This is a genomic window from Mesorhizobium sp. M2A.F.Ca.ET.039.01.1.1, from assembly GCF_003998035.1.
GTDB lineage: Bacteria > Pseudomonadota > Alphaproteobacteria > Rhizobiales > Rhizobiaceae > Mesorhizobium.
Genome location: NZ_RZRY01000967.1, coordinates 1 through 1,902, shown reverse-complemented (window position 1 = coordinate 1,902; position 1,902 = coordinate 1). Strand labels below are relative to the sequence as shown.

The window sequence follows — 1,902 nt, the reverse complement described above, 5'->3', positions numbered from 1 at the left end:
TGAGATAGGTGTAGACCGTATCGTTCCAGGCGAGCACTTTCGGCTCGAGATTGTCGAGGATGAACTCGCCGAGGCCGGTGCGCACGGTGAGCACGGCATGGCCGTCGCCATTGGGCTGGCGCACCACCGTCATCAACAGATTGCCGGCCGGGACACCCGCGGCCATCAACTCGCGGCGCTTCTCCAGCGCGTAATCCTCGCAGTCGCCAACACCATTGTCGGGATAGGCCCAGTATTCCTCGACACCGTAGATTTCCATGTCGGTGCGCGGCTTGACGCGGGCGTTGACCGAATTGTTGATGTTGATGATCGTCGCCCACAGCTTGCGCGTCAGTTCGACCGGCGGTCCCTTCGGCGTCCGCTCGTTGCACTCGACCGGAATGCGCTGACAGAAATCATAGTGACCGACCGGCTGGGTGGTGCGGCCACCCGTATGCATGAACACCGGTCCTGCGCTTGCCGTGCCCCAGGCGGAAAGCTGCATCGCCATTGCCAAGAGCAACAGCTTGCCCCTCGTCATTTTCATTCTTGTAGTCTCCCCGTTTGAGGAGACTGTGCCACGTTGGGATTTATTTGACGCAAAAACTCGAAGTAGACATTGAGTAAAACGCCAGTAGAATAAACATAAAATTTGAACTATCGTGGGCCTGGGTTGTTCAGATTTGTAACGATTTGGTAGGTGCCGGGTGGCCTATTTCGGGTGAAAACCGGGCAACAAAAAACCGGCCGCCGAGGGCCGGTTCGTTTTCGCTTTGCGGTGGCTTGCGTCAGGACCGCGGCGCGTTGAATTCCTGGTCGAGCGTTTCCGGCCGCTGAATGACGGCGAATTCGATGGCGACGCCGTCCTCGAAATGGCGCACCACCTGGCCGCGCATGGTTCCAAGCATGACCTGGATGCCGATCGCCGGCTTGACGTCGATCTCGATCGCGGCGCCCGAGAGCGACAGGTCGATGATGCGGCACTGATACTGGCGCCCGTCGGTGAGCTGCAGGACGCTCATCGGGTTGCGCGGCGCCACGCGCTCGTGGCGACGGTCCTCGGGCAGGTCCAGCTCATGCTTGTTGGCAAGCCAGGTGAGCTGCGCGGCAAGCTTGTCCTTCTTGCGATCGGAGGCGATGACAGTCATGGCGAAACCGTCCGGCGACGTGCGCGTCACGATGCCCTCGACACGGCCGATATGGTCGATATAGGCGATGACCTTCTCGCCCGGCATGCCGATGCGGTCGGTGCGCAGCGCGACATTGCCTGGCGACATATCGATCACCTGGCATGGATGCTCGGTGCGGTCTTCCAGCATGAAGCGTCCGTAAATCTTGACCCGGACACGCTGAAAGTTGCGCCGCTCAGCTCGTGACGGTGCAAATTCTACCGCCGCTGACCTCATGACTGCCTGCACCCCAATGGCATTCCGCGCGACGATGCGTGGAATTTCGCCCGAAAAACTACAGCAAAGCAGGTTAACAAACGGGAAAAATCGGCCGCGAAAGCCCGGGCCAGGAGACTCGCGCGACGGGGAAAAATTAACCACGCGTGAGGGGAAAATCCCGCGCGGCCGGGCTCATTCGTGACGTCCGCCGTCGAGGACGACGAGGTGGCGGATGCGGCGCACGCGGCCGAGCGCCGAGATGGTTTCCGGGGGATCGAATTCGGACGGAACGAGCGAGGGAACCTCGATCGCCGGCCGGTTCTTCAGGAACATCGGTTCCTTCTCGGGATCTATCACCCGGATCGTGTCGATAAGCGCGTCGGCAAGCGGGTCGGCGCCAAGCCAGAACGGCTTTTCGACGGTGCTGAAAATGCCGAGGCAGCGCGGGTTCTCGTGGCCCCCATCCAACGGCAGCGCAAGGAGCTCGAATTTGTTGGAGCGGCCGTTGCGGCTGAATCCCTCGTAGGTCATGAGC

General features: G+C 60.9%; 2 protein-coding genes and 1 pseudogene. All 3 read right to left on the bottom strand.

What is annotated here, in order from left to right; translation table 11 throughout:
• Nucleotides 1-526, bottom strand: a 526-nt coding sequence (locus tag EOA24_RS36195; protein ID WP_127410721.1) for a transglutaminase-like cysteine peptidase, incomplete at its 3' end; no start/stop codon positions are given.
• Between the two features lie 241 nt (nucleotides 527-767).
• Nucleotides 768-1,385, bottom strand: a complete 618-nt coding sequence (locus EOA24_RS36190; protein ID WP_126061083.1) for a PilZ domain-containing protein — start codon at nucleotides 1,383-1,385, stop codon at nucleotides 768-770.
• 174 nt (nucleotides 1,386-1,559) lie between these two features.
• Nucleotides 1,560-1,902: pseudogene (locus EOA24_RS36185) on the bottom strand (PAS domain-containing protein); the annotation flags it as partial.

What these genes read in the sequence shown, in the direction of transcription:
- EOA24_RS36190 (WP_126061083.1), bottom strand. Translation starts at nt 1,385, where the DNA reads ATGAGGTCAGCGGCGGTAGAATTTGCACCGTCACGAGCTGAGCGGCGC.